The 24617-nt window shown below is 67.8% G+C and carries 31 protein-coding genes; 8 read left to right on the top strand and 23 right to left on the bottom strand.

From position 1 onward, the window contains the following. Positions 1 to 166 precede the first annotated feature (166 nt). Genes P2T60_RS01090 through P2T60_RS01050 form a run of 9 tightly spaced genes read right to left on the bottom strand, consistent with a single transcriptional unit; the run spans position 167 to position 7386 of the window. A complete protein-coding gene (locus P2T60_RS01090) occupies positions 167 to 1867 on the bottom strand; it encodes a Na(+)/H(+) antiporter subunit D (protein WP_276280712.1) in 1701 nt (566 codons plus the stop codon). Beyond that, positions 1864 to 3378 (bottom strand): proton-conducting transporter transmembrane domain-containing protein, encoded by a 1515-nt coding sequence (locus tag P2T60_RS01085; RefSeq protein ID WP_276280711.1) that lies wholly within the window; start codon positions 3376 to 3378, stop codon positions 1864 to 1866. Before P2T60_RS01085 ends, P2T60_RS01090 begins: the two co-directional genes overlap by 4 nt. Beyond that, entirely contained in the window at positions 3375 to 4871 is a 1497-nt protein-coding gene (locus P2T60_RS01080; protein ID WP_276280710.1) for a proton-conducting transporter transmembrane domain-containing protein, read from the bottom strand. Before P2T60_RS01080 ends, P2T60_RS01085 begins: the two co-directional genes overlap by 4 nt. Further along, a complete protein-coding gene (locus P2T60_RS01075; RefSeq protein ID WP_276280709.1) occupies positions 4868 to 5203 on the bottom strand; it encodes a cation:proton antiporter subunit C in 336 nt (111 codons plus the stop codon). Before P2T60_RS01075 ends, P2T60_RS01080 begins: the two co-directional genes overlap by 4 nt. Further along, on the bottom strand, positions 5196 to 5642 hold the full coding sequence (locus P2T60_RS01070) for an MnhB domain-containing protein (RefSeq protein ID WP_276280708.1): 447 nt from the start codon (positions 5640 to 5642) through the stop codon (positions 5196 to 5198). The genes P2T60_RS01075 and P2T60_RS01070 overlap by 8 nt, the downstream gene beginning before the upstream one ends. Beyond that, positions 5639 to 6175 carry a DUF4040 domain-containing protein gene (locus P2T60_RS01065; protein WP_276280707.1) on the bottom strand — a complete coding sequence of 179 codons (537 nt, stop codon included), beginning with the start codon at positions 6173 to 6175 and terminating at the stop codon, positions 5639 to 5641. The genes P2T60_RS01070 and P2T60_RS01065 overlap by 4 nt, the downstream gene beginning before the upstream one ends. Beyond that, entirely contained in the window at positions 6168 to 6518 is a 351-nt protein-coding gene (gene mnhG, locus P2T60_RS01060) for a monovalent cation/H(+) antiporter subunit G (RefSeq protein ID WP_276280706.1), read from the bottom strand. Before mnhG ends, P2T60_RS01065 begins: the two co-directional genes overlap by 8 nt. Further along, entirely contained in the window at positions 6515 to 6829 is a 315-nt protein-coding gene (locus tag P2T60_RS01055; protein ID WP_276280705.1) for a monovalent cation/H+ antiporter complex subunit F, read from the bottom strand. The genes mnhG and P2T60_RS01055 overlap by 4 nt, the downstream gene beginning before the upstream one ends. Continuing rightward, positions 6826 to 7386, bottom strand: a complete 561-nt coding sequence (locus tag P2T60_RS01050) for a Na+/H+ antiporter subunit E (protein WP_276280704.1) — start codon at positions 7384 to 7386, stop codon at positions 6826 to 6828. Before P2T60_RS01050 ends, P2T60_RS01055 begins: the two co-directional genes overlap by 4 nt. 488 nt (positions 7387 to 7874) lie before the next feature. Here P2T60_RS01050 and P2T60_RS01045 point away from each other — a divergent pair, with 488 nt between their 5' ends. The 3 genes from P2T60_RS01045 (at position 7875) to P2T60_RS01035 (ending at position 9733) form a co-directional block, all read left to right on the top strand. After that, a complete protein-coding gene (locus tag P2T60_RS01045) occupies positions 7875 to 8894 on the top strand; it encodes an AIR synthase family protein (RefSeq protein ID WP_276280703.1) in 1020 nt (339 codons plus the stop codon). A 68-nt stretch (positions 8895 to 8962) separates the two neighbouring features. Continuing rightward, positions 8963 to 9328 (top strand): DUF5518 domain-containing protein, encoded by a 366-nt coding sequence (locus P2T60_RS01040; RefSeq protein WP_276280702.1) that lies wholly within the window; start codon positions 8963 to 8965, stop codon positions 9326 to 9328. 90 nt (positions 9329 to 9418) lie between these two features. Then, the gene (locus P2T60_RS01035; protein ID WP_276280701.1) at positions 9419 to 9733 is read left to right on the top strand and encodes an ASCH domain-containing protein; all 315 of its coding nucleotides are present in this window, start codon (positions 9419 to 9421) and stop codon (positions 9731 to 9733) included. A gap of 213 nt (positions 9734 to 9946) precedes the next feature. Here the strand turns inward: P2T60_RS01035 and hisE are convergent, their stop codons facing one another. From hisE to P2T60_RS01000, 7 genes are all read right to left on the bottom strand, one after another. Further along, the gene (gene hisE, locus P2T60_RS01030; protein ID WP_276280700.1) at positions 9947 to 10282 is read right to left on the bottom strand and encodes a phosphoribosyl-ATP diphosphatase; all 336 of its coding nucleotides are present in this window, start codon (positions 10280 to 10282) and stop codon (positions 9947 to 9949) included. Next, positions 10279 to 10731, bottom strand: coding sequence for a bifunctional nuclease family protein (locus tag P2T60_RS01025; protein WP_276280699.1), 453 nt, complete (start codon positions 10729 to 10731; stop codon positions 10279 to 10281). Before P2T60_RS01025 ends, hisE begins: the two co-directional genes overlap by 4 nt. 247 nt (positions 10732 to 10978) lie before the next feature. After that, entirely contained in the window at positions 10979 to 11611 is a 633-nt protein-coding gene (pdxT, locus tag P2T60_RS01020; protein WP_276280698.1) for a pyridoxal 5'-phosphate synthase glutaminase subunit PdxT, read from the bottom strand. Positions 11612 to 11693: 82 nt separating this feature from the next. Continuing rightward, a complete protein-coding gene (locus P2T60_RS01015) occupies positions 11694 to 11870 on the bottom strand; it encodes a hypothetical protein (protein WP_276280697.1) in 177 nt (58 codons plus the stop codon). Positions 11871 to 12062: 192 nt separating this feature from the next. Then, entirely contained in the window at positions 12063 to 12227 is a 165-nt protein-coding gene (locus tag P2T60_RS01010; protein ID WP_276280696.1) for a preprotein translocase subunit Sec61beta, read from the bottom strand. Positions 12228 to 12398: 171 nt separating this feature from the next. After that, a complete protein-coding gene (locus P2T60_RS01005; protein WP_276280695.1) occupies positions 12399 to 12665 on the bottom strand; it encodes a thioredoxin family protein in 267 nt (88 codons plus the stop codon). Between the two features lie 112 nt (positions 12666 to 12777). Next, positions 12778 to 14259 (bottom strand): carboxypeptidase M32, encoded by a 1482-nt coding sequence (locus P2T60_RS01000; protein ID WP_276280694.1) that lies wholly within the window; start codon positions 14257 to 14259, stop codon positions 12778 to 12780. Positions 14260 to 14373: 114 nt separating this feature from the next. Between P2T60_RS01000 and P2T60_RS00995 the strand changes: the two genes are divergently transcribed. Continuing rightward, positions 14374 to 14877 carry a preprotein translocase subunit SecD family protein gene (locus tag P2T60_RS00995; RefSeq protein ID WP_276280693.1) on the top strand — a complete coding sequence of 168 codons (504 nt, stop codon included), beginning with the start codon at positions 14374 to 14376 and terminating at the stop codon, positions 14875 to 14877. Positions 14878 to 14884: 7 nt separating this feature from the next. Here P2T60_RS00995 and P2T60_RS00990 read toward each other — a convergent pair whose 3' ends face one another. Both P2T60_RS00990 and P2T60_RS00985 read right to left on the bottom strand, forming a co-directional pair. Further along, positions 14885 to 16417, bottom strand: coding sequence for a carboxypeptidase M32 (locus P2T60_RS00990; protein WP_276280692.1), 1533 nt, complete (start codon positions 16415 to 16417; stop codon positions 14885 to 14887). A 62-nt stretch (positions 16418 to 16479) separates the two neighbouring features. Next, positions 16480 to 17616: a M20 family metallopeptidase gene (locus P2T60_RS00985; RefSeq protein WP_276280691.1), complete on the bottom strand. Its 1137-nt coding sequence runs from the start codon at positions 17614 to 17616 to the stop codon at positions 16480 to 16482. Positions 17617 to 17856: 240 nt separating this feature from the next. Between P2T60_RS00985 and P2T60_RS00980 the strand changes: the two genes are divergently transcribed. Both P2T60_RS00980 and P2T60_RS00975 read left to right on the top strand, forming a co-directional pair. Continuing rightward, entirely contained in the window at positions 17857 to 18147 is a 291-nt protein-coding gene (locus P2T60_RS00980) for a hypothetical protein (RefSeq protein WP_276280690.1), read from the top strand. Positions 18148 to 18296: 149 nt separating this feature from the next. Further along, positions 18297 to 19451: a pentapeptide repeat-containing protein gene (locus tag P2T60_RS00975; protein WP_276280689.1), complete on the top strand. Its 1155-nt coding sequence runs from the start codon at positions 18297 to 18299 to the stop codon at positions 19449 to 19451. Here the strand turns inward: P2T60_RS00975 and P2T60_RS00970 are convergent, their stop codons facing one another. The 3 genes from P2T60_RS00970 to P2T60_RS00960 are packed head-to-tail and all read right to left on the bottom strand — an operon-like array spanning position 19452 to position 20932. Continuing rightward, positions 19452 to 19700: a hypothetical protein gene (locus tag P2T60_RS00970; protein WP_276280688.1), complete on the bottom strand. Its 249-nt coding sequence runs from the start codon at positions 19698 to 19700 to the stop codon at positions 19452 to 19454. A 30-nt stretch (positions 19701 to 19730) separates the two neighbouring features. After that, positions 19731 to 20348 (bottom strand): DUF2238 domain-containing protein, encoded by a 618-nt coding sequence (locus tag P2T60_RS00965; protein ID WP_276280687.1) that lies wholly within the window; start codon positions 20346 to 20348, stop codon positions 19731 to 19733. Beyond that, complete coding sequence (locus P2T60_RS00960) at positions 20345 to 20932, bottom strand: hypothetical protein (RefSeq protein ID WP_276280686.1); 588 nt, start codon at positions 20930 to 20932, stop codon at positions 20345 to 20347. The genes P2T60_RS00965 and P2T60_RS00960 overlap by 4 nt, the downstream gene beginning before the upstream one ends. A gap of 93 nt (positions 20933 to 21025) precedes the next feature. On the opposite strand from P2T60_RS00960, the gene P2T60_RS00955 reads away from it, so the two are divergent. After that, on the top strand, positions 21026 to 22891 hold the full coding sequence (locus P2T60_RS00955; protein WP_276280685.1) for a PINc/VapC family ATPase: 1866 nt from the start codon (positions 21026 to 21028) through the stop codon (positions 22889 to 22891). A gap of 19 nt (positions 22892 to 22910) precedes the next feature. On the opposite strand, the gene P2T60_RS00950 is transcribed toward P2T60_RS00955, so the two are convergent. Both P2T60_RS00950 and P2T60_RS00945 read right to left on the bottom strand, forming a co-directional pair. Next, the gene (locus tag P2T60_RS00950; RefSeq protein ID WP_276280684.1) at positions 22911 to 23405 is read right to left on the bottom strand and encodes a PIN domain-containing protein; all 495 of its coding nucleotides are present in this window, start codon (positions 23403 to 23405) and stop codon (positions 22911 to 22913) included. Then, positions 23406 to 23708 (bottom strand): hypothetical protein, encoded by a 303-nt coding sequence (locus P2T60_RS00945; protein WP_276280683.1) that lies wholly within the window; start codon positions 23706 to 23708, stop codon positions 23406 to 23408. It lies immediately after the preceding gene. A gap of 434 nt (positions 23709 to 24142) precedes the next feature. Between P2T60_RS00945 and P2T60_RS00940 the strand changes: the two genes are divergently transcribed. After that, positions 24143 to 24616 (top strand): pyridoxamine 5'-phosphate oxidase family protein, encoded by a 474-nt coding sequence (locus P2T60_RS00940; protein WP_276280682.1) that lies wholly within the window; start codon positions 24143 to 24145, stop codon positions 24614 to 24616. The last annotated feature ends 1 nt before the right edge of the window (position 24617 follow it).

The following is a 24617-nucleotide window of genomic DNA, read 5'->3' as shown; positions in this document are numbered from 1 at the left end:
TCGTCCACGACGCGGGCGGGCAAAAGGGTTCGTGGGGGCGTCGTCTCGTCGGACGGTTCGGGGCGCAAGTCGTCGTAGCGACTGCGCGAATCGAGACGAAAAGTCCCGGTGTCGTGCGACGAACGCCCAGAAAGCCTCCGCCCGCCGAAACTGCGTTTCGGCGGCTTCACGCCGCGAACACCACGAACAGCGCGGCCGCGAGGACGAGAACGACCAGCAGGACGCTGACGCCGATGGGGTCGAGGCGGCCCTCGGGGAACCCCGCGGTCCGCCAGCGTTCGACCGCCGCGTCCCCGGCGCTCGCCAGCGAGTCGAGAGCGCGGGCGATCCGGGTCGTCGCCTCGACTGCGGCGTCGAGGGCCGCGCGGCCCGCCGGGTGGTAGACCGAATCGAGGTCCGGAACGGCACCGAGACGCGAGAGGGGGCGCTTCAGCAGGGCGAACGCCGCCAGACCCGCGACGAGAACCGCACCGGCCTTCGTGAACTGGGAGACGACGAACACCTTCGCGGCGTCGGTGCCCGGCGGGACGAGCGCGAACAGCAGGTCTGGGAAGAGACCGAGGAGAACGCAGGCCAGCGCCACCGCGACCAGCGGCGCGGCCTCCACCGGCGAGAGGCGGGCGACCGTGCTGTCCGACTCGCCGCGGCGCTCCCCGAGGAAGGCGTAGTAGCCGAACTTGGCGAACGAGACGACGGTGCCGACCCCGCCGACGACCAGCGCCCACCAGAGCAGGTCGAGGTCCGCGGCGTCCGCGCTGTCGATGACCATCCCCTTGCTCACGAAGCCGTTGAACCCCGGCACGCCCGCGATGGCGAACGCGGCGACCGCGTAGGTGGCGAACAGGACCGGCGTCTCGCGGGCCAGTCCGCCTATCCGCTTGAGCTTCTCCGAGTCGGTCCTGAGTATCAGCCACCCGCCGACCATGAACAGCAGGGACTTGTAGAGGACGTTGTTGAGCAGGTGGGCCATCCCGCCCGCCCGACCGAGCGCCGACCCGACGCCGACCCCCGCGACCATGTAGCCGACCTGCGAGACGATGTGGTAGGTCAGGAGGCGACGGACTTCGGTCTGGAGGATGGCGAGCGTGACCCCGACCAGCACCATCGCGCCACCCATCGCCGCGATTGCGTCGTGGCCGCCGGGGAAGGCTCTGGCGAGGGCGTAGACGCCGACCTTCGTGGTGAACCCGCAGAGGACGACGCTCGCGGCGACGTGCGGGCGAGGGTACGAGTCCACCAGCCACGGGTGGAGACCGAGAAAGCCGACGTTCAGGCCGATGCCGACCACCGCGAGCAGGGCCGGGAGACCGGGCGAGAATCCCCCCACACCGCCCGCGCCGAAGACGAAACTCCCGACTCGGAGGTAGTGAAGCAGGACGCCCGCGATGAGGAACGCGCCGCCGATTTCGTGGTAAATCGCGTATCGGAACCCCGCGCGGAGCGCCGGGCCGCCGCGGTGCCAGACCAGCAGGGTGGCCCCGATTGCCATCAGTTCCCAGCAGACGACGAGCGTGAGCCAATCGCCCGCGAACACCGCGCCGAGGCAGACGCCAGCGTAGGCCAGCGCGTAAGCCGTCATCGTGGCGTCGGCGTCGGTGGCGTAGGCGTAGGCCGCGTCCGCGGCCGCGACGAACCCGAGCGCGACTCCCATCGTGCGCGAGAGGGGGTCGACTGCGACCGGCATCGCCTCGAAGCCGAAGAGTCGGGCCGGGAGGTGGCCGCCCGTCGGGGCCGCGAGCGACCACGCGAGCGCGAGCAGGCCCGCGAGGACGCCCGCGGCGTGGCCGACTCTGCGCTCGGCGAGGGAACAGACGACCGCGGCGGCCAACAGGAAGAGCGCCGGGGGAATCGACCACGGGAGGGTCACGCCCCGAACACCTCCGCGACGACCGCCTCGGCCAACGAGAAGTAGGGCGTGGCGGTCGGGACGACCCCGAGCAGGACCGCGACCCCGGCGGTGAAAAGAAGGGGTCCGAGCATGGCCCACGACGCCTCCGAGAGGAGGCCACCGGGGTCGGGACCGGCCCACTGCTGGCGGTCTCCGTCGGTCGGGTCCGCGAAGACCGCCGTCGAGACGATGGGCCAGAAGAAGAGCAGTTTCACGAACGCCGCCAACCAGTAGGCCGCCGCGAGCGCCGGAATCGGCCCGGCGAGAGTCCCCAAGGCGAGGTACCACTCGCTGACGAATCCGCCCACGAGGGGGATGCCGACGAGTCCGGCGGCGGCGACCGAGAACGCGGCGAGCGTGGTCGGGAGTCGGCGCGCGATTCCGGCCATCTCCGAGACGTACTCGGCCTTCGTCTCGACGTAGACGGTCCCGGCGCAGAAAAAGGCGGTAATCTTCATGAAGGCGTGGGTCACGAGGTGGAACAACGCCCCGAGGACCGCCGTGGGGGTGAGTATCGTCAGGCCGAGGACGATAAACGAGAGTTGGCTGGCGGTCGAGTAGGCCAGCACGCGCTTGAGTTTGTCCTGCCGGAGCGCGAGGAACCCGGCCAGCACCATCGTCGCGGCCGCCGCGCCAGCGAGAGGCCACCGGAGCGCCGACCCGCGGACCGCCTCCGGACCGAAGACGAACAGGACCACGCGAGCGATGCCGAACACGCCGCTCTTGACGACGGCGACGGCGTGGAGGAGCGCAGAGACGGGCGTCGGCGCGACCATCGCGTTCGGGAGCCAACCGTGAAGAGGTATCACCGCGGCCTTGACGCCGAACCCGCCAGCGAGCAGGCCGAACGCGGCGTGGGCGAGCAGGGGGTCTGCGGTCCCGAGGGCGCGGAGTCCGCCGGGCGCGAACGCGAGGGTTCCGGCGAGCGCGTAGACGAGGACGGTCCCGCCGAGGACCGCGACGCCGCCGCCGAAGGCGTAGAGGGCGTACTTGCGCCCGGCGCGGCGGGCCTCGTCGGTTCCGGCGTGGGCCACGAGGGGGTAGGTCCCGACCGTCAGGAGTTCGTAGGCGACGAAGAGAGTCAGCAGGTTCGCGGCGAACGCGACCCCGAGCGTGGCCGCGATGCTGGCGGCGAACGCCGCGAAAAAGCGCGTCTGGTCGTGTTCGTCGAGCTTGCGCATGTAGCCGACGCTGTAGACGCTGGCGGCCCCCCACAGGACCGCGACGACCGACGCGAACAGCGTCCCGAGCGCGTCGGCCCGGAACGCCAGCGGGACGCCCGTGGCGAAGGTGCCGAGCGAGGCGGTCGGGATTCGGCCCGCCAGCACGTCGGGGACGAGGCTCCCGACCACCGCGAGTTCGACGCCGACCGCGAGCAGGGTCCACGACTCGCGGATGGTCGGCCGCCCGCGAGAGGCGAGGACGAGCGCCGAGGCCAGCGCCGGAACTGCGACCGCGAGCGCCGGACGGAGCGCCAGCGCGCCGGTCATGTCAGGAGACTCGAAACCGCCGGTTCGAGGAACTGTGCGAGGGTCGCCGCCGACAGACCGAGCGCGAGCGTCGCGAGCGCGGCCAAAATCGGGAGGACGGACGCGCCGACCGATTCGGTCGGCGCGTCCGCGTTCGCCGGGGTACCGCCACCGACCGACGGTTCTCCGGCGTCCGCGGGAAGTCCGTCGGCCGGTGGCGCGAAGAACATCCGGGCCAGAATCCGCCCGAAGTAGGCGAGCGAGAGCAGGGAGCTGGCGAGGACGGCGGCGACGAGCGGCCACGCCTCCGCGCTCGCGGCCGCGACGAGGACGTACCACTTCCCGGCGAACCCGACCGTCGGGGGGACGCCGACCATCCCGAGCGAGAGGACCGCGAACGCCGCGCCGACCACCGGCGCGCGCTTCCCGACGCCCGCGCACTCCTCTACGGTCTTGGCTCCGGTCGAGAGCGAGAGCAGTCCCGCCGCGAAGAACAGGCCCGCCTTCGTAATCGCGTGGCCCAACAGGTGGACCGCCGCGCCGGTCAGTCCGAGGCGGGTGCCAAGACCCGCGCCGACCACCACGACGCCGAGTTGCGAGACGGTCGAGTAGGCCAGCACGCGCTTGACCTTCGACTCCCGGAGCGCCAGCGCGCCGCCGACGAGGACGCTGACCGCACCGAGACCCGAGACGAGCGCGCCGACCGCCGGAACCGCGGTCAGGAACTCGACGCCGAAGACGCCGTAGAGAACCTTCACGAGGGCGTAGACGCCCGCGGTCGTTACCAGCGCCGAGAGGACGACGCTGGCCGACACCGATGCCTGCGCGTGGGCGTCCGGAAGCCACGTGTGGACGGGCACGAGCGGAATCTTAACCGCCAGTCCCGCGAAGACGAACGCGAACGCCGCGAGCGCGAGCGTCGAGGACGGAGCGAGTCCGGAAACGAATACACTGCTCTTATCAATGTTTAGATGCCCCGTAGCAACGTATAGATAGCCGACACCGAGCAGATAGAGGGTCGCGCCGACCGTTCCGGCAAAGAGGTAGCGCAGGGCCGCGCGCGCCGACCCGCGTTCGCCCAGCGCGACCAGCGCGTAGGCCGCCAGCCCCGTGATTTCGAGGACGACGTAGAGGTTGAACAGGTCTGCGGTCAGTCCGACGCCCGAGAGACCGGCCGCCAGCAAGAGGACCAAGGCGTCTGCGTGGGCCGACCGCGCGCCGACCGCTCCCGCGTACCACGCCGCGCCGCCAGCGACGGCGGCCACCAGCGCGACTATCAGCGCGGCAAGCGGGTCGGCGCGTAACTCGACGCCCACCGCCGGGCGAAACCCGCCGACGACGGTCCGAGTCGGACCGTCGTCGGCGACTCGGCCCACGAGCGCGGCCGCGAGACCAGTCTGGAGCGCGAGCGTCCCCGCCGTGACCCACCGGCCGAGTCGGTCGCCCGCGAGGACTGCCAGCGCCGCGCCGACGACCGGGAGCGCGACCAGCGCGGGGAGCAAGAGTGCGGTCACGCGCCACCTCCCCGTTCCTCCGCCCGGACTCGCACCACGAGCGCCAACGCTAGCGCGGTCAGACTCACCCCGACCACGATGGCTGTCAGCACGAGGACGTGGGGGAGCGGGTTGACCGACGGCGCGTCCCGCGTCGCGTCCCGAACCAGCGGCGAGCGCCCGCCGGACCGGTAGGCCGCCGCGACGAAAAAGAGGAGGACGCCGGTCTGGAAGACGTTGAGACCCACCACCTTCTTGAGGCGACTCGGTTCGCCGACCAGCACGCCGAGTCCGACCCCGACCAGCGCGACGGCCGCGAGATAGGGCAGGCGAGCGAGGTACGCTTCAAGCATCGGTCTCCCCCGCGAGGACGAAGAAGAGTCCGACGAGTGTGGCCGCGACGGTGGCGGCGATGGCGACCTCCGCGAGTTCGGTCGCGTAGACCGCTGGCTTCGGAATCGGGTACGCCGCGAGTTCGAGGACCGCGCCGCCGAACGCGACCGGCCCGACCCCGACCGCCGCGAACCCGAGGACGCCACCGGCCGCGAGCGCGGACGTGCGCGGAACCGCGAGCGCCGCGCGCACCCGCGGCGGGCCGACCGCGAACGCCAACAGGATGACCGTGGCCGCCAGCACGACGCCGCCCTGAAAGCCACCGCCGACAGACGACGTGCCGTGGAACGTCGTGAACAGGCCGAAGGTAGCCGCGAACGGCGCGACCAGTCTGGCGGTCGCGTCGGCGACGACGCCGCGGGCGTCATCGCCGGGCGTCCCGTCCTCGGTGTCGCTCACGCCGACACCTCCCGGAGGACCGCCGCGGCCGCCACGCCCGCGGTGAACACCACGACCACCTCGCCGAAGGTGTCGAACCCGCGATAGACCACCAGAATCGCGGTCACGACGTTCTCGACGCCGAGCGTCGGCGCGTCGGCGAGGTAGAACGGGACCACCCGGCCGAACGGCGGCGCGCTCGGGTCGCCGAACGCCGGGAGCGCCGGGACCGTGACCCCGAGCGCGAGCGCCGTGCCGACCGCCGTGAGCGCAGTCGCGGGCCGGACCCGAAACCGGGGTCGGGAGAGCGAGACCGCGAACTCGGCCGGAGAGCGCCCCAAGACCGCCAGAAACAGCGCGGTCGAGATACCGGCCCCGACCGCGGCCTCGGTCAGCGCCACGTCCGGCGCGCGCAGGGCGGCCCAGAGCAGGGCGAGCGAGAGACCGTACGCGCCGAAGACGACCACCGTGGCCACCGCGTCGGCGAGGACCGCAATCCCGACCGCCAGCAGGACCGCGAGCGCGAGAAGCGCGACCACGAGGGGGTCAGTCATCGCGCTCACCCCGGTCGTCGCCCGCTGAGTCGGCGGATTCGACGGGTCTCGCTCCGCGCTCGCTCTCGGCACGGTAGGCGGTCCGAACCACTGCGTGGGTCGCGGCGGGAGTCGTCGCCAGCACGAAGACGAAGAGGAAAATCGTCTTCAGCGTGGCCGAATCGACGCCGAACGCGACTCCGACCGCCGCGAACGCCGAGAGCGCACCGAGGGTGTCGGCTTTCGAGGCGGCGTGGGCGCGCGAGTACACCTCGGGCAGGCGGAGCAGACCCACGGCCGCGAGACCGGTGAACGCCACGCTCCCGACCGCGAGCAGGGCGACGACGGCCTCCCGCGGGGTCATCGCGGGCCTCCGTCCGCGTCCGGCGACTTCCCCGCGGTGGGCGCGTTCTGCTCGCCGAGGACCCGAGCGAGACCGACGCTCAGCAGGAAGTTGAGCAGGCCGTAGGCCAGCGCCACGTCGAGCAAGCCGGGGTCGTCTAACGCCGCGGCGAGCAGAGCGAGGACGACGACGGCAGTGGTTCCGAGGGCGTTGACCGCGACCACCCGGTCTTGGAGGGTCGGCCCGACCACGACGCGATAGCCGACGACCCCCGCCAGCGCGACCAGCACCACCGCGACCCCGAGCAGAAAGTCGGTCGGCGCGTCCGTCATTCTCGCCCTCCGTCCCCTTCCCGGCGCTCGAGGTCCTCACGGTCCCGGAAGACGGAGGCCACGACGCGCGAGAGCGACCCCTCGCGGAGCGACTCCCGAGAGGCGGCGGTCAGCGCGTGGACGTGATAGGCGTCGTCGGTCACGTCGAGGACCACCGTGCCGGGCGTGAGCGTGACCGCGCTGGCGAAGGCGGTGCGTTCGAGGTCCGACTCGGCCGCCGATTCCACCCGGACGACCGAGGGGTCGATGGGGAGTCGCGGGTCGAGCAGAATCGCCGCCAGCGCGACGTTGGCCTTCAGAATCTCCCAGAGCAGGACGGGCAGTGCCGCCAGCGCCCGGACGAGTCGCCCGCCGGTCCGACGCACCGACGGCGACTCGGGGAACGCGAACCCCGCGAACGCGACGGCGACGACTCCGGCGCTGACCGCGCCGGTAACGAGGTCGAACGGGTCGGCGGCGTTACCCAGCGCGAGGTAGAACCCGTACGAGACCGCGAACGTAGCCAGCAGGCGGGCGGTCGGACTCTCCGTGGACGACGATAGCTCGCTCCCCCTCATTCCGTGGGCCTACGAACACGGCGACCGTCATTACGTTTTGGCCGTTAGGCGAGGCGGCCTGTAGGAAGAGGTGCTTTTGTATTTGTCTTAGACTCATTTTCATTTTCTTAGTGGGCGTATTTGTTTGCTTAGTTCGGGACGAGACCGCGAGCGGGCGGGGGCTTTATTCATCACGACGGCGGCCGATTGTCCTGCCATCGCGCATCTGAAACGTAAACCGAGCGCGACCGGCGTGGCAAGCCACGGGACGCGCCGCGGGCGCGCAGAACTGCGCGCCCGCGGCGGGAGGTCCGGGGCGCGGTGCCGTGTGGTCGCGGTTGCGGTGGCGGTCTGCGGTTCGGTAAACTCCCGTGCTCAGCCCTGAAGCTACCGTCTCGCCGTCGCCGTCGGTTCTACCTAATTCGCCACAGTCGTCAGCTCTGCCGAACAGGGTACTACCGTCCCCGCGAACCACCACCGATTTGGCCGCACCGCCCCAACCGTCGCCAATGACTGACCTCGGCAAGGTGGACCGCGACTTCTTCGACCGGCACATCTACCCGCACCTCGGGGCCGACCGCGGAGACGTTCGCCTCGGACCGCAACACGGCGTCGACTTCGGCGTCGTGGAGGTCGGCGGCGAAGCAGTCGTCCTCGCCAGCGACCCACTCTCGCTGACCCCGGCGCTCGGGTTCGAGAAGGCGGCGTGGTTCGCGGTCCACGTCGCGCTCTCGGACGCCGCGGTGTCGGGCATCCCGCCCTCGCACCTCGCGGTCACGTTCACCCTCCCGCCGGAGATGACCGACGACGAGTTCGCCACGGTTTGGGAGACGTTCGACCGCGAAGCCACCGAGTTGGGCGTCGCCATCGTCACGGGCCACACCGCCCGCTACGGCGGGTGTCAGTACCCGTGGGTCGGGGGCGCGACCACCCTCGCGGTCGGCGACCCCGCGGACCTCGTGCGACCCGACGGCGCGACTCCCGGCGACCACCTGCTCGTCACGAAGGGACCCGCAATCGAAGTCCCCGGTTTCCTCGTGACGCTGTTCGAGGACGAAATCGACCTGCCCGACTCGACCCTCGCCGAGGCGAAAGAGCGGTTCTGGGACATGAGTCCGGTCCGGGACGCGCTGACCGCCGCGGCCGCAGGGCCGGTCACCGCGATGCACGACGCGACCGAAGGCGGGTTGCAGGGCGCGCTGGTCGAACTCGCCCGCGCCGGAGGCGTCCGCCTCGACGTGGACTCCGGCGCGGTGCCGGTCCTCCCCGGCGTCGCGGAGTCCTGCGAGTACTTCGGCATCGACCCGTGGACCGCGACCAGCGAGGGGACGCTGGTCCTGACCGTCGAGTCCGGCGGCGTGGACGACGTACTCGCCGCGCTGGAGTCCGAGAACATCCCGGCGGCCGAAATCGGCCGGGTCCGCGAGGGCGAAGGCGTCGTCGTAGACGGCGAAGAGGTGTCCCACCCCGAGGTGGACCCGACGTGGGAAGTCTTCGAGGAGTACGCCGAGCGGGTGGGACTGGAGTAACGCCGTCGCTTCCCCGACGCCCGCGACGACGAACCCTTAACCCGCCTCACGGCGTACAGAGGGCCAAGATGACCAACTGGTACGCAGTCACGCTCGGGTTCGTCGTCATGACCGTCGTCGGGGTCGTCGGTCTCGCTATCCCCGGTCTCGGCCAACTCACCGCGGGACTGGTCGGCGGGTTCGTCGCCGGGTACGTGGCCGCTGGCGGCCCACGACGGGGAGGGTGGCACGGCCTGCTCGCCGGGTCGCTCGGCGGCATCTTCGTCGCGTTGATATTCAGCGTCGCGGTGAGCGTCCTCGGTGCGGTCGGACTCGGCCCGTTCGGTCCCCTGCTCGGCGGCGGCGTCTTCCTCGTCGGCGTCGTCATCGCGCTCCTCATGGGTCTCGAAAGTGCGCTCGCCGGTGCAGTCGGCGGGTGGGTCGCCGAGGAGTGACGCGAGGCGCGCGGAGAAGTGCAACGCGCGCCTTCGAGGTGTCGAGTCAAAGAGATAAGGATTTTTTGCGCTCGGTCCGAACCCCGTGGTATGGCAACTATCGACGCCGGAGACCTGTTCCCGAGCGAACACATGCAACGCGGAGTCAGCGCGGGCGAAATCACTCAGATTCACCGCGGCGACCACTACGCCGACGAGGGCGACCGGTTCGAGTTGGACGGCGACCAGTTCGAGGTCGTCGAAATCCGAGAGCGGACGCTCGGCGACTTGACCGACGAGGACGCCCGCGCCGAGGGGATGTCGGACATGGAACAGTACCGCGAGATGCTGAACCGGGCGCACGACGACTTCGAGTGGGACCCCGACAGCGAAGTCGTGATGCACCGCGTCGAGAAGGTGGCGTAGCGGTTCCGCAGTGGAGCGAATCGTTTCACAGGCGCTACGCGGCGAGTCGCTACTGCGCGAACGACGGTGCGTCACCGCGTGTTCGGGCGCGGCGCGCGCGTGCCGCTCCCGCACGTGCCCACCGAGAGCAAAGACAGATTTTGGTTTGTCGAACGAAGATATAGGAATACCTCGTGATGCAAAACATTTCTCAGAGAAAGAGAGAGAAATCTTTCAGCGCCGGTCGCGCAGTTCCGCCCGCAGGTCCGCCACGTCCATCTCCTTCATCGACAGCAGGACGAGGAGGTGATACACGATGTCGGCGCTCTCGTGGGCGATTTCCTCGCGGTCGTCGTCTTTCGCCGCCAGTAGGAGTTCGGTGGTCTCCTCGCCCAACTTCTCCAGCACCGCGTTCTCGCCTTTCTCGTGGGTGAACAGCGAGGCGGTGTAGGAGTCCTCGGGGAGAGTCTCCTTGCGGTCCTCTACGACCGCGAACAACTCCTCAAGCACGGCGTCGGTCGCGTCTTCGGCGTGGGTCGGGGATTCGCCGGAGGCCGATTGGTCGCTCATGGTTCGAGGTCCACGACCTCTTTGATGTCCTGCAACTGGTCGAACTCGTCGCGGTCCCGGCGGCCCGACTCGAACACGTCGTCTTCGACTTCGACCGGGGCGTTGGTCCGGGCGGCCAGCGCCAGCGAATCGCTCGGCCGGGCGTCCACCACCGCCTCGCCGCGGGGCGTATCGACGTGGAGGTCCGCGATGTAGGTGTTGTCTTCCAGCGCCGAGACCACGACGCGAGTGACGCGCCCGCCCAGCTCCTCCACGAGGTCGAGCGTCAGGTCGTGGGTCATCGGCCTGCCGATGTCCTCGGCCTCCATTCCGCGAGCGATGCTGACGGCCTCCTCGAAGCCGATGAATATCGGGAGTACGCCCTCCTCGTCGTTGGGTGCGAGTACGATGACCGGAACCGGCCCGTCGTCGGTCATCGCCACGCGCACCGCGTCGATGTCGGCGTCCATGGCCGGACCGACGGGAGCCAGAAAGAAAAGTCTGCCTTACTGGAAACCATGACTCGAACGCAGACGACGCGACCGCAAGCATCGTCGGGTCGAACGCCCAGAAAGCCCCGCCCGCTCGCGTGACCGCGAGCGGGCGGCCCCTTTTATCTACCCAAACCGTAGTCTGTTGGGCCGAGCGCATTCCGGTGGTCTGTTGGGCCGAGCGCATTCCGGAAGGCGAGGAGAAACGGGGGTTTCTGGCCGGGAGTCACCGGTCGGGGGTCGGCTCCGCGCCGTCCTCGGCGACCGCTCGGCCGTCGTTGTCGAAGAGACCGAGACCGTGAATCCGCGAGTCGGGCGTGAGTTCGGGGTGGAACGAGGTGCCGACGACCGGACCGTCCCGGACCGCGACCGGGCGGCCGTCCCACTCCGCGAGAACCTCCACGCCCTCGCCCACGTCGCCGATGAGTGGTGCGCGGATGAAAACCGCCGGGAACGGGTCGTCGAGACCCGCCACGTCCAGCGGGGCCTCGAAGCTGTCTTTCTGCCTGCCGAAGGCGTTGCGTTCGACCGTCACGTCCGCGACGCCGAGGTTCCGAACTCGGTCGTCGCCCGCGTCGGTCGCGGCCACGATGAGGCCCGCGCAGGTCGCCAGCACCGGCTTTCCGGCCTCGACGTGCGCGACGATTTCCTCGGCGATGCCCTCGTCGTGGAGCAACCGCGAGATGGTGGTCGATTCGCCGCCGGGAAGCAACAGGAGGTCGCAGTCGGGGACCGTCCCGCTGGTCCGGATTTCGCGGACTTCGGTCTCGCGGCCGTGGACCTCGCCCGCGCGTCGGACCGCCTCGGCGTGTTCGCTCACGTCGCCCTGCACCGCGACGACGCCCGCTGTGAGAGTCATGCCCGCGAGTAGGGATTCGGAGTCCAAAAGTGGCGCGTCTCGGAGTGCGACCCCTCGCCGTCACCTACTCGTTCGCCGCCACCTACCCGTCGTCGCTCGCCCGCGACCCGAACAGCGTGCCCAAACCGAGACCGTAGATAAGGTGGCCCGCGTGGAAGACCAGACGCTCGTCCACGTCGAGGTCCAATCCGAGGAGACGCCCCAACACGATTCGCTCGCCGAAGACCGAGAGCGCCAGCGCGTAGACGCTACCCCACACCAGCCCGAGGGCCTCCCGGACGGCCGTCTCGCCGGAGTCGTCTCCTCTCGAATCCTCCCTCGAACGCCGAAAGCCCCGCGACCCGCGCGGCGAGTCGAACGGCGTGAGCGCGCCGAAGACGGTCCCGCCGACGGGGACGGAGATAGGACTGGCGGCCGTCGGCGAGGCGAGAAGAACGCGATTCGGAACCGACTACAGTCCGAGGATGTTCAGGACTTCGATGAGAACGCCGAAGAGGACGCCGAAGGCGACGATGGTCTTGGGGTCGATGCGTATCGCGTTGCGGTCCTCGGCGTCGAAGTACCGGACGAGTCCGGCACTGGACATCAGGCCGCCGGAGTTCTGGCCACTGCTCATGTCCGTCGGTGCGTTCGCCGCTCGCCTAAACCTTTCGGAGCGTCGCGGGGTCTCGGCGTGCGCGAACGGCGGGGTCTCTCCTCGCAGAAAGATAGCTAACGACCTACATCTCGCCACTTCTACGGATAAGGAAACGGTTCGAGGCCCGCGAACGACGGACCCTCGGGACGGTTACGCGCCCGCCTCTTCGAGCGCGTCTTCGAGTTCGTCGCGCTGAGTGACGCCGACGAATCGCTCCACGACGCCGTCGTCGTTCTCGACCACGATGGTCGGGATGGACCGGACCTGATACTCGTTGGCCACGTCCTGATGCTCGTCTACGTCGATCTTCTCGAACTCGACGCCATCCCAGTCGGCCTCCATCTCTTCGAGGATGGGGTCTTGGGTCTTGCACGGGCCGCACCAGTCGGCGTAGAAGTCCTTCAAGGTGACAGTCATTGGTGTTCTGCCGGAACTATCTTCGCCGCGCGCATAAGGGTTTCCCACCGCCCCGACTTTGCCGGGTTCTCTGGACCGTTCGGGCGGGATTGGGGCCCCGGAGCGACTCTCCCTACAGGTCGTAGATGTCGCCGAACTTCTCTCGGGCGTAGTCCAAGAAGTACTCGGCCGTCAGGTCCTCGCCGGTTGCCTCCCGAATCAGTTCGTCGGTGGTGTAGCGACTCCCGTGGCGGTGGACGTTCTCGCGGAACCAGTCGTGGAGCGGGTCGAAGTCGCCGTCCCGAATCAGGCCGCGGGGGCCGTCGAGTTCGTCCTCGATGGTCGCCCAGAGTTGGGCCGCGAGGACGCTCCCGACCGTGTAGTTCTGGAAGTTGGCAAAGCCGCCGGTCCAGTGGATGTCCTGCAAACACCCCTCGGCGTCGGTGTCGGGCCGGACCCCGAGGTACTGCTCCATCTTGTCGTCCCACGCGGCCGGAATCTCGCTCACGGCGAGGTCGCCCGAGACGAACTCGCGTTCTATCTCCGACCGGAGGACGATGTGCATGTGGTAGGTGAGTTCGTCGGCCTCGACCCGAATCACGTTGTCCGCTTTCACCCGGTTGGCGGCCCGGTACGCCTCCTCAGGCGTCACGTCCGAGACCTGCGGGAAGTGTTCTTTCACGGTCGGCAGGAACAACTCCCAGAACTCCTTGGTCCGCCCGACGTGGTTCTCCCAGAACCGCGACTGGGACTCGTGGACGCCGTGGGAACGCGATTCCCCGAGCGGCGACCCGTAAGCGTCGTCGGGGAGTCCGAGCGCGTAGGTGGCGTGGCCGAACTCGTGAATGGTCGAACCGATAGCGCCGAGGAGGTCAGACTCGTCGAACCGGGTCGTGACCCGAGCGTCGAACTGGGTGCCGAGCGTGAAGGGGTGGGCGGAGGTGTCGAGACGGCCCCGGTCCCAGTCGTAGCCGAGCAGGTCCAACACGTCTTCCGAGAGCGCCATCTGGGTGTCTGCGTCGAACGTCCCTTCGAAGGCGGGCGGCACGTCCTCGCTCGCCCGGATGTCCTCGATGAGCGGGACCAACCCGTCTTTCAGTTCCTCGAAGATTCGCTCTACGGTGTCGAGTCCGAGGTAGGGTTCGCCCCCCTCGAACATCACTTCGTAGGGGTCGCGGTCCGGGTCGATGTGTTCGGCCTTCCGGACCCGCAGGTCGAGGAGTCGCTCCAGCGTGGTCTCGAACGCCGAGAAGTCGTCGTTCGCCTTCGCCTCCTGCCAGTCGTCTTGGGCCTCCGACCGGACGCGAGTGTGTTCCTCTACGAGTTCCTCCGGAACCTCGGCCGCCCGTTCGTACTCGCGGCGAATCTCGCGGACGACCGCTTCCTGCTCGTCGGTCAGGTCCTCGCCCTCGGCGGCGTCGAGCAGTCGGCCGGTCTCGTCGGCGGTCAGTCGCTGGTGTTCGAGCGCAGAGAGCGTCGAGAGTTGGCGCGACCGGGCGGGCGTCCCGCCCTCGGGCATCGTCACCTGTTGGTCCCAGTAGAGGTACTCGCGTCCGTCTTCCAGCGCGGTGAGTCGCTCGTATCGGTCGAGTAAGTCGTCGTAGGCGTCGGCCATACCGTCGAGTTGGCGTGCCGACGTATCAAAATACGGGTCTCGGCGAGGCTGGGAAGATTCGCCACGGCCCTCGCGCACCGAACGCTTAACAGCGCGATGAGACAACGTGTTGCCATGCCCTCTCGAAGACAGGTTCTCGCGGCGGGGTGTCTCGCACTAGCGGGCGGTAGCGGTTGTAGTCAAGTTCGGGAGTCGCTCGCCGCCGGTGGTACCGGCGGCGAGACGACCAGCGGCGGAACCGACACCGACGACGCCAGCGAGTTCCGGATTACGGTCACGGACGGCGACCGAGAAGTCGAACTGCTCACCGGCGCGGACGTGGCGACGGTCGGCGAAGTCGAACCCGCCAGAACCGCCGACGCCTACCGACTGCCGATAACGCTCACCGACGACGGAGCCGACTCGTTCGCCGACGGACTCCGCGAGGCGGGTGCGCTCGAAGACCCCGACCCCCACCGACTCCGGACGTACTTCGAGGGCGAACTGCTCTCGGAGGCGAAACTCGGTCCGGGGTTGGCCGAGACCATCCAGTCGGGCGAGTGGGAAGCGCGGTTCCTGTTTCACGTGACCGACCGCGAGACCGCACAAGAGGTGAGAGAGGCGCTCGAAAGCGCGTGAGTGGTCGCTACTGGTAGTCGTCCAACTCGTAGAGGTCGCCGTACTTCGACTTCACGTAGTCGAGGAAGTAGTCGGCGGTGTAGTCCTCGCCGGTGGCCTCCCGAATCAGGTCGTCGGTGGTGTAGCGACTCCCGTGGCGGTGAACGCTCTCGGTCAGCCACTCGTGGAGCGGTTCGAAGTCGCCCGCGGCGATTTTGTCGTCCAGATTCTCGATGTCGTCCTCGGCGCTGGCGAACAGTTGAGCCGCGAGGACGCTCCCGAGCGAGTAGGTCGGGAAGTAGCCGAAGTCGCCGTGACTCCAGTGGATGTCCTGTAGACAGCCCTCGGCGTCGGAGTCGGGGCGGATACCCAGATACTCCTCGTACTTGTCGTTCCAGACTTCCGGCACGTCTTCGACATCGAGGTCGCCCCGAATCAGGTCGCGTTCGATTTCGAACCGGACCACGATGTGCATGTGGTAGGTGAGTTCGTCGGCCTCCACGCGGATGAGGTTGTCCTCGTACACCTCGTTGGCGGCCTCGAACGCGTCTTCGACCGAGGCGTCGGCGAGTTTCTCGGGGAAGCGGTCCTGCATCGTCGGCAGGAACCGCTCCCAGAACGCTCGGGACCGCCCGACGTGGTTCTCCCAGAGGCGCGACTGGGACTCGTGGACCGTCATGTCCCGCGAGTCGCCAAGCGGCGTCGCGTAGTGGTCGCGGGGCAGACCGAGGGTGTAGGTGGCGTGGCCGAACTCGTGGACCGTCGCCATCAGCGCACCGAGGGGTTCCTCGGGGTTGAACCGGGTCGTGACGCGAGCGTCGAACTGGTTGCCCGCCGAGAACGGGTGGGGCGCGGTGTCGAGGCGACCGTGTTCCCAGTCGTAACCCAACTCGTCGAGTACGTCGCGGGCGAGTTCCTCCTGCGTGTCGGTGTCGAACTCGCCGGTGAAGGTGTCAGTGGCGAGTTCGGCGTCACTCTCCCGAATCGCGTCCACGAGGGGGACGAGTTCGTCGCGCAGGCGCTGGAGAATCTCTTCGGCGGTATCGACGCCCAGATACGGTTCGTACTTCTCGAACAGGACTTCGTAGGGGTCGCGGTCCGGGTCGATGTGTTCGGCGTACTCCCGGCGGAGTTCGACCAGTCTCTCCAGCGTGGGTGCGAACTTCGAGAAGTCGTCTTCGGCCTTGGCCTCTTTCCACACGGGCATCGCCTCCGAGGAGACTTCCGAAAGTTCTTCCACGAGGTCCTCCGGAACTCTCGACTTCCGGTCGTGTGCGCGACGAACCTCGCGGACGACCGCCTCCTGTTCGTCGGTCAGGTCCTCGCCCTCGAGTTCGTCCAGCAGTTCGGCCATCTCGTCGGAGGTGAGTATCTCGTGAGTCACCGTAGAGAGCGCCGACCGCTGTTTCGACCGCGCGGGCGTGCCGCCCTCGGGCATCATTACCTCCTGGTCCCAACTCAGGACCGTCTCGGCTTGGCCGAGGTTCTCCAGTCGCTTCACTTTCCGAATGAACTTCGAGTACGCGTCGGACGCCTCGTCGGTGGCGGCTTCGCTTGCCATCGGGAGTGCGTTAGGTGTGACACAATATCAAAAGGAGGGTTTCGGAACGAAACGGAGGGTACTCAGAACCGCTCGGCCGCGCCGCGGTAAATCTCGTAGCATCGCTCCAGCACCGCGAGACTCGCGCTCTCGTCGTCGGTGTGGGCCTCGCCGGGTTCGGCCGGACCGCAGACCACGCAGGTCGTTCCCGCCTCGGCCAACCACCCGGCGTCGGTGGCGTGGGGTTTCGAGACGAGTCGCGGGTCGGAGTCTTGGGTCTCGCTCGCGGCGGTCAGCACCGTCTCGGCGAAGTCCTCGTCGTCGCACCGCATCGGCGGCAGGTCTTGGTCCACGCGCCACTCGACGCCCTCGACGGTCTCGACGCGTTCGAGGTCGGCGCGCTCGCCGGGGACGGTCCGCTCGTCTATCGTCACCGTACACTCCTCGGGAATCACGTTCCACGCGCTCCCGCCGTCGATTTCGGTGACGGCCACGCTCCCCCGGACTTCCTCGCCGAGAACTTCGGTCGCGGGGAAGTCGAGGTCACGAACCACGTCCACGGCGTCACAGGCCCGGTAGACCGCGTTCTCGCCCGCCTCGGGTTCGCTGGCGTGGGCGGACGTGCCGCGGGCGACGACGGTGCTTCCGCGCCGACCCTTGTGCGCGACTGCCACGTCGGTCACGCCCTCGGCGGAGTAGCCCGTCGAACCCTCGCCGACGACGGCGTAGTCCGGCGCGAACCCGTCTTCGATGGCCGCGCGCGCTCCGATACCGCCCTGCTCCTCGCCGACGAAACTGGCGAAGACGAGTTCGCGGGGCGAGTCTGCGGCGGTGTCCCCGAGGTCGGCATCGCGGAACGCCAGCATCGCGGCGGCGACTGCGCCCTTCATGTCGGCGGTGCCCCGACCGTAGAGGCGGCCGTCGCGCTCTGAGACGACGTAGCTTCCGTCGTCGGTCGTCTGGGAGTCGTCCGGCGGCACCACGTCGTGGTGGCCGACGAGCGCGAGCGACTCGGCGGATTCGGAGGTGTCGTCGGCGACGGAGGCGGCGGCGTCCCCCTCCGGGTCGCGTCTGGCGACGACGTTGCCCGCCCCGTCGCGGGTCACGTCGGCGTCGGTCTCCTCGCGGAGCCAGTTTTCCACGTAGTCGCCCGCCTCGGTCTCGTCGTCGTGACTCGGAATCGAGACGAGTTCGCGGGTCAACTCGGCGACTTCGGTCATGGGTTGGACGTGGGGCGCGAGCGGCTTGAAATCGGTGGGTTTCGAGGATTCGATACCGGGCGAGGTCCGCCGTCGCGGTGCCGTGCTGGGCGGTCGCGGTCTGATTGGCTCAAGCAGTAGCTAGTCCCTTCGTCGCCGTTATCGTCCGTGCGGTCGCAGTCACGGACACCCGCGGTGAGCCGCGATAGACGGATGTAGAGCGATAGTAGACAAATAATATCCTGTCTAAAGGCAATAAAATTGCGCTTCAAAGAACGGGAAGGAATTCCACGACCGGCGCGCACCCCGCTACAGGTTCTCTCGTTCGTACTCCCGGACCTGTCGGCGCAGTCGGTCGAGTTCGTCCGCGACTTCGGGCGCGGCGTCGTCCGCGAGGCGGTCGATTTCCGCCCGGACCTCCTTGAGTCGGTCGGGCGCGGGTCGTTCGCGTCCGACTGCATCCCCGACAGCGACTCCTCGATGGACTGGGGCGTCAGGCGAACCTCGCGGTCGGCGTCGGTGTCCTCTCGGACGCGGCGGACTTCCTCGTGAATCGCTCGGAGGTCGGCCATACCGGACCCACGGGACGCGAGAAAAGGCGTAGTGGCCTTCGCGCGAGCGCCGGTAGAACTACGTGCGGGGCGGCGACCGCATGAGTGGTCGGGCACAAACGGAAAGAGCGTCGGCCTACTACAGCGTCTATGTCTGAAGAGCTGCAGTCTACACCGGGGGAAATGGTGGGTGCGACCGGGAACCGGCGTTCGGTTGCGGACGAGCGGTGCGGCCACACTCACGAGGCCAGCGCCGTCACGGGACTCGGCGGCGTCTGTTGCTGGCGGCCCGTCTGGGGCGACACGGACCGATGCATCTGGCACGCCGACGTAGCCCAGAAGCCCTCGCGCCAACTGGAGGAAACCGCGCCGACCGTCGGCGAGCGTCTCGACGGGGCCATCTTCCGGGACGTGGAACTGTCCGACGCCGACTGGCCCTCGGGACTGACCATCACCGACGCGCGATTCGTCAACTGCAACCTCGAAGGGACCGACCTGAGCGGTACCGACCTCCGATACTCCCAATTCGAGGGCGTGGACGCGCAGGGCGTCAACCTCCGGGGCGCGAACCTCGAACACGCCGAGTTCGACCGCACCGACCTCCGCGGGGCCGACCTCTGCGGCGCGCGCCTGCACTACGCCGTCTTCGACAACGCCCGCATCGCCGAGGAGACGACGTTCGGGAAGAACGTCGTCTACGAGGAGGAACTGCTCGACACCGACGACGACCGGCGAATCTCGGCGCTCGACGTGGTCGGGCCGAAACACCCCGACGACAACCGACTCGACAGGTACGAAGCGGCCCACTGGACGTACAGCGAACTCCAGCGACTCGCAGAGGACAACGGCCTGACCGCGGCGTCGCGGGAGTACTACCGCAAGCGGAAGAACATCCGGCGACGGGAGGCGTGGGAGTTCCGGTCGTACCCGCAGGCGCTCGCAAAAGAAGCGTGGCGGTGGACGACCGGGTACGGTTCGAACCCGTGGCGAGTAATCGCAACGTCCATCGTGGTCATCCTGCTCTGCGGGGTAATCTACCCATTGACCAGCGGCGTCATCGAACCCACCGCCGAGACCACCGTGACGTACCAAATCAAGCCGTCGCAGGGTATCTACCTCAACTTCGTCTACATACTGAAGACAGTTTATTTCAGCACGGTGACGTTCGCCACGCTCGGCTACGGCGACATGCAACCGCTCCACGGGTGGGCGCGGGCGCTCGCGGCCCTCGAAGCCCTGCTCGGGCAACTCCTGATGGCACTGCTCGTGTTCGTCCTCACCCGGAACGTAACGTGGTCGGAGTAATCAGATAGCGCAGTCGTCCACGTACTCGAATCCTTCCTCGTAGTCGTCCGCGTCGGACGCTTCGTCGGTCACGTCGGAGGCGTCGGACGCTTCGTCGGTCACGTCGGAGGCGTCGGTTTCTCCGCCGTCCAACTTCCGTTCCACCGCGTCGGCGACCCACGCTTCGAGCGACTCGCCCGCGTCCAAGTCGGCGTCGATTCGCTCCTTGGTCCCGGCCTCGATGGTGACGACGAGGTGTTCGTGACGCATGGACCGCGGTACGGGACGGGCAGGGAAAAGCTAGTCGTCCATCGCCTCGGCCGCCTCGTCCGCGGCTTTCTCTGGCCGAGCGGCGTCCCACCCGGCGACGACGAGCGCGCCCACCTGATTGAACAGCAGGTCGTTGATGATGTCGTCGAGTCCGTACTGGACCAACACCGCCGTTCCGCCCACCGCGGCAGACGCCAGTTCCGCGCCGAACTCGACAATCTCCCAGAGGACCCCGAACGCCATCACGAAGACGAGAATGAAGACGAACTCGGCTTCCGGAGGCAGAGTCGTCCGCTCGGAGTTCCGTTCGACAGCTTTGACCGTCACGTAGCCAGCGCCCGCGACGACGGTCGCCGAGAGCGCGTGGGCCACCGAGTCGTACCACGGGAGCGTCCGGTAGGGTCCCAGCAACCCCACGGCGTGGACGAACACGGCGACCGAAATCACCAGCACGTAACTCGTGTCCATCGAGATGCCGAGGTCACGCCGGACCAACGCCGGGACGAACGTGACCCCGAGCGAGACGAGTCCGTTGACGAAGACGGCAGTCTCGCCCCGGTAGAGTCCGTAGCCAGCGACGACGGCCAGTCCGACCTGTAGCGCCCGAACCAGCCACCTCTCGTGACTGTCGCGTAGCGGGTCCGTCATCCGGTCTCACCTTCCGGAAGGTCGGACGCGCTCTCGGCGTCCGCGTGGTCCGCGAAGTAGCGCTCGAAGACGACCGCGGCCGCGAGACCCGCGACGGTAGCCCTGACGAACGCCACGTTCACGTCGTCGGCCGACCCGACGAGGTGGGTGCCGAGGAACGCGTCGGAGTAGAACTGGAGAACGGCCCAGACGCCGATAGCGGCCATCGTTGTCAACACGACCATCGCGTTGGCTAGCCACGGAGCCATCTCGACGCTGGTGAACAGCGAAAGTTCGGCCACCACCGCGAGAGCGAGGGCGGCCACCGAGAGGTACGTCGCGTACTCGGTGGCCCACGCCGGTCCGAGCGCCCGCGTCACCGCCGGGAGGACCGCCAGCGCCGTCACCTCGGGCGGGAGCATCGCCGCCGAATCGCGGGCCGCGACCGCAGGGAGAACGAGAACCACCAGCGCCGCCGCGAGAAAGACCGTCCAGATTAGGTCGCCGCTGACGAGGTTCTCGGCTATCGACGCCGCGAGGAGACCGACGAACACCCAACTGAGTCGGGGGGCGTCGTCGCCGGTCGGCGACCCGGCCGCGTCCATACCCGAGGCAAGGCGTCCACGCGATTGAACCTTTTCGCCGTCGCGGGAGGCGTCAAAGACACCCTTATGGGCGCTCCGTCCGAACGGACACCCATGAACGTTCTACCGGACACGAGCGTCGTCATCGACGGCCGGGTCTCCGAGCGCGTCGAAGACGGCGACTTCGAGGGCGCGACAGTACTGGTGCCCGAGGCGGTGGTGGCCGAACTCGAAGCGCAGGCCAACAGCGGTGCCGAGAGCGGGTGGGACGGCCTGTCGGAACTTCAGCGACTCGCCGACCTCGCGGACGAGGGGTCCATCGAACTGGAGTACGTCGGCGAACGACCCGACGCTACCGAGAAAGGACTGGCGAGCGAGGGCGAAATCGACGCCCTCATCCGGGACCTCGCGGCCGAACACGACGCGGTGTTCGTCACCAGCGACGTGGTGCAGAGCGAAGTCGCACAGGCGAAGGGCGTCGAAGTCGAGTACGTCTCGCCGCGGGTCGAGGAGACCGAAGTCGGTCGCCTCTCCATCGAGGACTACTTCGACGACCAGACGATGAGCGTCCACCTCAAGGCCGGAGTCGAACCGATGGCAAAGCGCGGCGACGTGGGCGATATGCACTACCAGACCATCGGCGAGGACCCGACCGACGAGGAGGAGGTCCGCGAGATAGCCAGCGAGATTATCGACGGCGCGAAAGAGAGCAACGAGGGGTTCATCGAGTTGGACGAACCCGGCATGACCATCGTCCAGTTCCGCGACTACCGCATCGCCATCGCGGAACCGCCGTTCGCCGACGGGTGGGAGATTACCGCGGTCCGGCCCATCGTCAAGACCGACATGGAGGACTACGAGTACGCCGACGAACTCAAAGACCGCCTGCTCGAACGTCAGCGCGGCGTCCTCATCGCCGGGTCGCCCGGTGCCGGGAAGTCCACCTTCGCCCAAGCGGTCGGCGAGTTCCTCGCGCACAACGACTTCGCGGTCAAGACGATGGAGAAGCCCCGCGACCTACAGGTCGGCCCGGAAATCACCCAGTACACCGAGTTGGGCGGCGAGATGGAGAAGACCGCCGACTCGCTGTTGATGGTCCGGCCCGACTACACCATCTACGACGAGGTGCGCAAGACCGACGACTTCGAGGTGTTCGCCGACATGCGACTCGCGGGCGTCGGCATGATTGGCGTCGTCCACGCGACCCGCGCCATCGACGCCCTCCAGCGACTCGTCGGCCGGGTCGAACTCGGCATGATTCCCCAAATCGTGGACACCGTAGTCTACATCGAGGCCGGGAAGGTAGCGAAGGTCTACGACGTGTCCACGCAGGTCAAGGTGCCCGAGGGCCTGATGGAGGAGGACCTCGCGCGCCCGGTCATCATGATTCAGGACTTCGAGACGGGTCGCCCCGAGTACGAGATTTACACCTTCAACCGGCAGGTCGTCACCGTTCCCCTGAACGAGGGCGAACGCGAGGAGAGCGGCGTCTCGAAGTTGGCGAAACAGGAGATAGAGCGCGAGATTCAGTCGGTCGCCCGCGGCGCGGTGGACGTGGAAGTGCAGGGCCAGAACCGCGCGACGGTGTACGTCACCGACGACGACATCTCCTACGTCATCGGGAAGGGCGGCGGCCGAATCGAGGACATCGAGAATCGCTTGGGCATCGACATCGACGTGCGGACCCACAGCGAGAAACCACAGTCGGTCTCGGGCGCGTCCGGTGGCGGGAGCGCGGGCGGCGCAGGCGCGGCCACGCGCGGCGAGACGGTGACGCCGGACATCACCTCCCGGCACATCGTCCTCCCGACCGACGGGCACGCGGGCGAGACGGTCGAAGTGCAGGCCGACGGCGAGTACCTCTTCACCGCGACGGTGGGTCGCGGCGGCGACATTCAGGTCTCGCGCGGGAGCGCCATCGCCGAGGAGTTGGAGCGAGCGATAGACCGCGAGCAGGCGATTACGGTCGTCGGAGCGTAGAGGGGCGCGCAGTCCGGACTCAGAGCCGGTTTCGGACGCGCCCGACGTAGCTATTTCCGTCCCAACTTCGGACCGCGCCGATGTCGTCCAGTAGCGACTCCACGTCCGACGCCGAGACCAGATTCTTCGCGTCGAGGACGAGCAGGAACTTCGGCGTCGTGACGAGTTGCACGTCGTCCAGCGAGGCGTGAATCAGACCGAGTTGGTTGAACTCGTCGCAGAGCAACATCCCGGCGTTTCGGTCGTTGGCCAACTCGACTGCGGCGTTCTCCCCGTCGTCCAAGGGGAAGTCGGCGTCGAGCGAAACGTCTGCAGTCGAGAGTTCGTCGGTTCGGTCCAACAGGCGTCCCGCACTTCGCGCTTGGGCGTCGTCGTAGGCGGCGACTTCTCGGAGTTCGGTGACGACTACTTCGGGAACGGCGACGTGGTACTCCGAGAGAACGAGGTCCAGAAGCGGAGGGTCCGTCGCACATCCGAGACTCACCAGCGCCGACGTGTCGGCGACGACCGTCATCTATAGTTCGGCGAGTTCGTCGGTCAGGTCCTCGTCCAACTGTCGTTTCAGCACGCGGAAGTTGGCGGCTTCCTCCTTCCCGACGAGCAGTTTCAACTGCTCGAACGTGATTTCGTCGTCGTAGTACGCGCCCGCGATTTCCTGTTTGATTTCGTCGTCGTGAGCGGCGTCTCTGAGGAACTGGCGAAGGGCGTCGATGAGAACGTCGGTCCGGTCGGACCCGAACACGTCCGCGAGCGAGTCCGTGCGGTCGATGAGCCGTGAGGGAGCGCGGAACTGGACCCGCCTCTTGTCGGCACTCATGTGTGTACGTTGTGAGCCTACGACCATAACTATGGGGGTTCGACCACAGAGGCCCGGTCGCCAATCCATCTACGTTTTCTCATCCTACAGATTTGCTTTAGACTTGTTTTTCATTGCTAAAGAAATTTTTACACGGCTAAAGCCATCATCTATTTTGTCCCGTTCGTCCGACGCCGTGACGACGGAGCGACGGAACGGGCGACGGCGACGACGCGTCGTCGCCGTCGCCCGGCGAATAGCTGTGACATACGTTCCCGAACCTCCGAAGATGTTCAACTATAGGGCGGCCTCTATCCATAAATCTCTTCTCTCATCCCGTAATTACCGCAAATCGGACAACTCCGGACGGGGCTTCGCTCTGTTTTCAGTGTGCTGGAATCAGACGCCCATTAAATGTGTCCGGCGTCGGTAGGTTCTCGTTGTCGAAGATGTCGATGCACGTACAACGCGATGGGACGGACGGAGGCGCATCGGTCGAGGAACCAACCGACCTACGGATGCATCCCGACGCGGTCGCCGCGTTCCTCGAACAGCAAGGGTGGGGATGCCTGACGCTGGCCGACGGCGGGTCGGCCTACTCGATACCCATCTCGTTCGGGTACGACGGCGACGGGACGGTCTACTTCCACGTCCACACCGACGACGACGGGGAGAAGATGCGCTACCTCGACGCCACCGCGACGGCGACGTTCCTCGTCGCCGACGTGCAACCGCCCGAGTGGACCAGCGTCATGCTTCGCGGGGCAGTCACCCGCGTCCCGGACGACGAGACTCCCGAGGCGTACGCCGCGTTCGCCGACAACGCGTGGTTCCCGATGTGTCCGTGGGTGCCCGAGAAAGACCCCTCCGAACTCGCCTTTTATAAACTCGACGCCGACGACGTGACGGGTCGCACGTCGATGCTGTGAC

The organism is Halorussus caseinilyticus, from assembly GCF_029338395.1.
GTDB classification, from domain to species: Archaea; Halobacteriota; Halobacteria; order Halobacteriales; family Haladaptataceae; genus Halorussus; species Halorussus caseinilyticus.
This window is presented reverse-complemented; position numbering and strand designations above follow the sequence as displayed.